Raw genomic sequence first — 5,869 nt, forward strand, 5'->3', positions numbered from 1 at the left:
ATTCTGCGCCGGGAGAGCCGGGAGCTGATGGTAGTAGAGGGGGCCATCAGCCGCCTGGGAGAGCTGAATCTTTCTGCCGGGGAGGAGCTGGACCGCTTTTCTGGCAGAGAGGATGAGATTGGCAGAATTGCCCGCACTGCCCAGCGGGTTTGCGGGTGCCTGCGTGAGACCATTGACGATGTGGGCCGGGTGCTGGGAGAGATGACGGAGGGCCGCCTCACTGTGAATGTGAAGGAAAACGAAGGGCTGTATATCGGGGACTTTCGGGTGCTTTGGGAGAGCCTGCAGGCCATTCACACCAACCTGACCTATGTGATCCGGGACATTACCCAGGTGGCAAGGCAGGTGGACACCAGTGCGGACCATGTTTCCGCAGGGGCCCAGGTGCTGAGCCAGGGCACTGCCGAGCAGGCGGCTTCTATTGACGGGCTGGTGGAAAACGTGACGGGCATCACCAACCAGATACACACCAGCACCGTGCGCTGCGGCAGCGCCGGGGAGCTGGTGTCCAAAGCCACCGGGTATGCGGAAGAAGCGGATGTGAAGATGGGCCAGCTGATGGAGGCCACCAAAAACATCGATCAGTCTTCCTCCCGCATTGTCACCATTACCAAAACCATGGAGGATATTGCCTTTCAGACCAATATACTGGCGCTGAACGCCTCGGTAGAGGCCGCGCGGGCCGGTACGGCAGGCAAGGGCTTTTCCATTGTGGCCCAGGAGGTGCGCAGCCTGGCCTCCCGGTCGGCAGAGGCTGCCCAGAACACCAACAGTCTGGTCACCCAGTCCATTCAGGATGTGAAGACCGGGACAGAATCTACCGACATGGCGGCGGACGCTATGCAGCGTATGCACGGCTGTGTTCAGTCCATCAAGGAGCTGATGGACGAGATTGCCGCCGCCAGCTTGCAGCAGTCGGAGATGATCAGTCTGGTAGAGAGCGGCATCAAGGATATCTCTCAGGTGGTGCAGGCAAACGCCGCTGCTGCCGAGGAGAGCGCTGCGGTGTCTAAGGAGCTCTCCTCCCAGGCCCGGACCCTGAACCAGCTGATCAGCCGGTTTGACGTGGAGTGAGGCAGGGCTGGGGCAAGCGGCATATAAAAAAAGCAGGCTGTGAGAGCAGCCTGCTTTTTACTTTTGTCCCGGGGGTTATTCCGGGTGGAGCAGCTTAGTCCTCGCCGGTCCAATCCACATCGTATTCCCGTTCAACAGTAAACTGGGTGAGCCTTTGGGAGGATGAGTCAAAGAACAGGCTGTACTGGTACTCTAGCCCGTACTTCAGCCACATATTCTCATCGCCGGTCCAGTCCGGGTACTTTTCCCCGGCCTTGTCCCGGGTGAGCTCAGTCACCGGCACGCCGTCAAACTGTATGCCTTCCAGCACTGCCGGGTCATCTTCACTGAACATATGGAACTCTAGCCGGGCAATAACCGCCTGCCCCATTGGGACCGCCTCCTCCTCTGTCACAAAGGAGATCTGGGCGAAGATATCGTCGCTAATGGAGATAGTGCCCCCGGAGTAGTAGGCGTTGGCCTCCAACTCCTGACTGGGGTCAACCACTACCTGCTCGTAGTCGTCGTTGACCCAATAGACGTCGATGCCCTGGTCCAGCAGAGCCTGCACTGTGGTCTCGCCCACCTTGACCTCCATCCCGTTGACCTGGATGGGCAGCAGGACCTCCTCCTCTTTTTCCTCGCCCCCACCAGAGCAAGCTGTCATTACCAGCAGCGTCAGGGCCAGCAAAAGGCACTGCAGGGATTTTCTATAGGTTTTCATGGGGATTCCTCCTGTTTTTATGTTTCCCGGTTCCACAAGGGCCGGGCTTTGGGGCAGTGTTTTTCAATCAGCGCCCGGGCCTGCTCCAGCTGCTTGGCGTTGTCTAAGAAAATGCTGGCTGAGTCTGACTGAGCCGCTGAAGCGCTGCCCTCCCGGAAATGGGCTACCAGAGACAGCCCCACCCCCAGATTCTGGCGCACATGGCTGTTCCCCACATTATAGCCTACTCGGGTGGTCTCTTGCTTGACCCCTAGCCCGGCTATGTCCGCCACCCGAAACGTCTGACAGCCGCCTCGGAAGTAGAGCCAGAAGTCGGGCCCCACCGTGAGCCGGGCCGGGTATTTGTCGCTGCCGTGGTTGAAAAAGTCCACACTGCCCGCCTGGGAGGCCTGTTGGGCAAAGGCCTCCTGGTCGCTGCTGCTCAGGCCGCCCAGAGCCTGCTCGTAGAGCTTGCGGACCTTTTTCATGGAGACGCTGCGGGTTTGCAGCCAGAAGCACAGCAGAATAAACAGCCCAAAGCCCAGGCCAATGAGGAAATGCACCCGCAGCACATAGGTCCACTCATAGCCTACAGCAAAGCCCAGGGCCACCATGCCTCCTGTGCTCAACAGCATCCACAGGGGCACGCGCTTCATCAGCCGGTTGTTAAAGCGTCGAAACACCACTTCATAATCCTTCATCTCGCTGTCCAGCCATTGCCGGAGCCTTTCACTCATTTTCATACTTCCTTTCACTGTTTGGTTTGGGCGCGCTTTTCAAGCGGCATCCTTTAAAATTATATACCTCTTTTTGACAAAACGCAACCTGAAATTCCCCGAAAATCCGGCAAAAACAGCCCGGAACAGGGTCTGCGGCTTGCGTCTTGGGCCTGGTTGTGCTACAATGTCCTCACAGGCCTTTTGGGGGATTCTCCCCGCAAGGCTGCGCGGCAGGCGGAGGTATTTTTCTTCGCTATGCTCCTGGCAGGGGGCTGCCTGCGCTTTACTTCAGAATACCTGGGAGGACCCTATGGACAAGCCTCATCTCAAGCGTCATTACGCCAGGGAGCTGGACGCCCTTTTGGCCAGGCTGGACGGCCCCGCTCCCAGCCTGCTGCTTCATGTCTGCTGCGCCCCCTGTTCCAGCGCGGTGCTGGAACAGCTCTGCCCCCATTTTGATATGAGCATTCTCTACTATAATCCCAACATCTCCCCTCAGTCAGAATATGAAAAGCGTCTGACGGAGCTGCTGCGTCTGACAGAGGAAATGCCCCTGCCCCGCAAGCCCCGGCTGGTGTCCTGCGGCTATGACCCGGAGGTCTTTGCCCAGGCGGTACAGGGCCTGGAGGGAGAGCCTGAGGGCGGGGCCCGGTGTCTGGCCTGCTACCGGCTGCGACTAGAGGAGGCCGCCAGGGCCGCGAAGGACCTGAGGCTGGACTATTTCACCACGACCCTGAGCATCAGCCCCCTGAAGAACGCCCAGGCCCTCAACCAGATTGGGGAGGAGCTGGGAGCGCGCTATGGGGTGAAGCACCTGCCCGCCGACTTCAAAAAGAAGGAGGGCTATAAACGCTCTATTGAGCTCTCCCGGGCCTATGGCCTGTACCGCCAGGACTATTGCGGGTGCAGCTACTCCCGGGCCCAGCGGGAGCGGGAAAAACAGGAAAAGGAGGGGCTGACCCATGCCGGTGAAGCATAAGGGGGTATGCTACCCTGCCGCAGACGCCCATGCCCACATCTACCCGGCGAAAATCGCGGAGAAGGCCACAGCCTCGGTAGGGGACTTTTACGGCCTGCGCATGGGCTATGTAGGCCTGCCCTCTGTGCTGGCTGAGGCAGGGGGAGGAGCGGGCATTGACCGGTTTCTGGTGTGCTCGGTGGCTACAAAAGCGGAGCAGGTGGGGCCTATCCAGCAGTTTATCCAGTCGGCCTGTGCCCAGTACCCCCAATTTGTGGGCCTGGGCGCCTGGCACCCGGACATTGCCGACGTGAGCGGAGAGCTGGACAACCTGCAGCGCCGGGGGCTGCGGGGTGTTAAGCTGCACCCGGACTTTCAGGGCTTTCCCATTGACAGCCCGGCCATGCTCCCTTTTTTCCGGGCAGCGGCTGAGAGGAAGCTGCCGGTGCTGATTCATATGGGCGACAGCCGGGGGGACCTGTCCTCGCCGGAGCGGCTGGCCCGTCTGCTGGACCGGGCGCCGGGGCTCACGGTGATCGCGGCCCATCTGGGGGGCTATACCCAGTGGGCACAGGCCCGGCAATGGCTGAAAGGGTCCGGCGTTTACACCGACTGTTCCAGCTCTCTGGCCTTTCTCAGTCAGGAGGAGGCCAGGGAGAGCTTTGCCGCCTTTGGCCCGGAGCGGGTGCTGTTCGGCACAGACTTCCCCATGTGGCCGGTGGAGAAGGAGCTGGCGCGGTTTTTTGCCCTGGGTCTGACCGAGGAGGAGAACCGTCAGGTGCTGTCCGGCAACTTTGCCCGGCTGTTTCAGACAGAGGTAGGGCATGGATGAGCGGGCCTTTTTGCAGGCCTGCCGCCAGACAATGGAGGAGGGCCGGGGCAAGGGGGGCATCGGCACCCTGGGCGAGAAAACCCTGCACGCGGCCCTGAAGAAGTATCTGGCCCCGGAGGAGCTGCACCGGGAGGTGCGGGTGGGCCGTTATGTGGCGGACATTGTTAACGAAGCCGGCATTATGGAGATACAGACCGGCAGCTTTGGGCGGCTGCGGGAAAAGCTGGACTTTTTTCTGGACCACTACCCGGTAACCGTGGTCTACCCGGTGGCAGAGGTGAAGTGGCTGATTAACGTGGAGGCGGACGGGAGCCTTTCTCCCCGGCGGAAAAGCCCCAAACGAGGCGGGGTCTGGGAACTGCTGCCAGAGCTGTTCAGTCTGCGGGAACAGCTGAGAAGGCCGGGGCTGGGGTTTCTGGTGCCCCTGTTGGAGGTGGAGGAGTACCGCCTGCGGGACGGCCGGGGCCGGCGGGGCTACACCCGGTGGGAGCGCATGCCTGTGCGCCTGCTGGGCGAGGTGGCGGCGCCCTGCCGGGAGGAGGCCTGGCGGCTGCTGCCTCCGGGGCTGCCCCAGGCGTTTACTGCGAAGGACTTCCGGCGGCTGGGGCGGTTTTCCGGCATGAAGGGCTCGCTGGCCTTGAGCGCGGCAAGAGAGCTGGGGGCCATAGAGCGGATAGGAAGCAAAGGACGGGCATATCTGTACCAAGTGGCAGGAGGGCCAAAGGACGCGGCCGGCTGACTTGGCGAAGCCAGACCAGTCGCAGTTGGCGCGGGTAAGTCGGGCTGTCGCAGGGCAAACAGCGGATGGCTTGCAGACGGAAAATACAGGGGAAGAAGCTTTTGGCTTCCTCTCAGAAAATAAATACTACTTTTTTGACTGTTGCCGGGAGAATGGAGGGGCCTGGGTTTCTTTCTTCTGAGACGGGGATGAGTCACAAGGCGGGAGGGAGATTATCGTCCTTTTCAGGACAGAAAGCCTGCCAGGTCCCACAAAACGAAAAGGCAGCGGAGTCAACACAAAGTTGAGAGGATAGGAGAAGAATATGTTTGACATGCAGAATCTGACGTTTTTTGTAGAGGGAAACACCTTTACAGGCAGTCGTTCCCAGGGAGACGCGCTTTTGCGCTACCGGGTGGCCCCGGACAAGGAGAACGGGCAGCTGCTGGCCTGGCGCTGGCAGGAGGACAAGTGCTTTGAGCGGGCGGGCAGTCCGGAGCAAAAGGAGTTCCCCTTTGACGAGCCGGGGCTTGCAGCCATTCAGAGCTGGCTGGCCAGCCTCTGGCCGGAGATGCCGGAGGAGCCTGCGGCCGGGGAATGAGGCGGGTGAAAAAAACACTTGCCAATCCAGCAAAGATGTGGTATGATAAATAAAGGCCTTGCACGACTGCAGGGCTCTTACGGACCATTAGCTCAGTTGGTTAGAGCAACCGGCTCATAACCGGTCGGCCCGGGGTTCGAGTCCCTGATGGTCCACCATGTTTACACATCTTAAAAGATGCCACACCGAAAAAACCCCGGAATTCCGGGGTTTTTTGGCGTTCAAGAGGCCAAGCAACGCGCTTTGCGCTTATGCTCCAACGACCGTCACGGCGTGACGTGTTTT

7 protein-coding genes and 1 tRNA gene are annotated in these 5,869 nt (G+C 60.2%); 6 read left to right on the plus strand and 2 right to left on the minus strand.

Features of this window, described 5'->3' with window-relative positions; all coding sequences use genetic code 11:
- Positions 1–1,074 (plus strand): methyl-accepting chemotaxis protein (locus tag ACTO5E_RS09755; RefSeq protein ID WP_482303282.1); only part of this gene is annotated, 1,074 nt, incomplete at its 5' end.
- Between the two features lie 94 nt (positions 1,075–1,168).
- Here the strand turns inward: ACTO5E_RS09755 and ACTO5E_RS09760 are convergent.
- Together ACTO5E_RS09760 and ACTO5E_RS09765 are read right to left on the minus strand one after the other, a co-directional pair.
- Complete coding sequence (locus ACTO5E_RS09760) at positions 1,169–1,777, minus strand: hypothetical protein (RefSeq protein ID WP_482303283.1); 609 nt, start codon at positions 1,775–1,777, stop codon at positions 1,169–1,171.
- Between the two features lie 17 nt (positions 1,778–1,794).
- Positions 1,795–2,493, minus strand: a complete 699-nt coding sequence (locus ACTO5E_RS09765; protein ID WP_482303284.1) for a hypothetical protein — start codon at positions 2,491–2,493, stop codon at positions 1,795–1,797.
- 292 nt (positions 2,494–2,785) lie between these two features.
- On the opposite strand from ACTO5E_RS09765, the gene ACTO5E_RS09770 reads away from it, so the two are divergent.
- From ACTO5E_RS09770 to ACTO5E_RS09790, 5 genes are all read left to right on the plus strand, one after another.
- Positions 2,786–3,454, plus strand: coding sequence for an epoxyqueuosine reductase QueH (locus ACTO5E_RS09770; protein WP_482303285.1), 669 nt, complete (start codon positions 2,786–2,788; stop codon positions 3,452–3,454).
- Entirely contained in the window at positions 3,438–4,265 is an 828-nt protein-coding gene (locus ACTO5E_RS09775; RefSeq protein WP_482303286.1) for an amidohydrolase family protein, read from the plus strand. Before ACTO5E_RS09770 ends, ACTO5E_RS09775 begins: the two co-directional genes overlap by 17 nt.
- Positions 4,258–5,004, plus strand: a complete 747-nt coding sequence (locus tag ACTO5E_RS09780; RefSeq protein WP_482303287.1) for a DUF8091 domain-containing protein — start codon at positions 4,258–4,260, stop codon at positions 5,002–5,004. The genes ACTO5E_RS09775 and ACTO5E_RS09780 overlap by 8 nt, the downstream gene beginning before the upstream one ends.
- A gap of 304 nt (positions 5,005–5,308) precedes the next feature.
- Positions 5,309–5,584, plus strand: coding sequence for a hypothetical protein (locus ACTO5E_RS09785; RefSeq protein ID WP_482303289.1), 276 nt, complete (start codon positions 5,309–5,311; stop codon positions 5,582–5,584).
- A gap of 81 nt (positions 5,585–5,665) precedes the next feature.
- Positions 5,666–5,742, plus strand: a tRNA-Ile gene (locus ACTO5E_RS09790).
- The last annotated feature ends 127 nt before the right edge of the window (positions 5,743–5,869 follow it).

It is taken from the genome of Acutalibacter sp. (assembly GCF_056800975.1).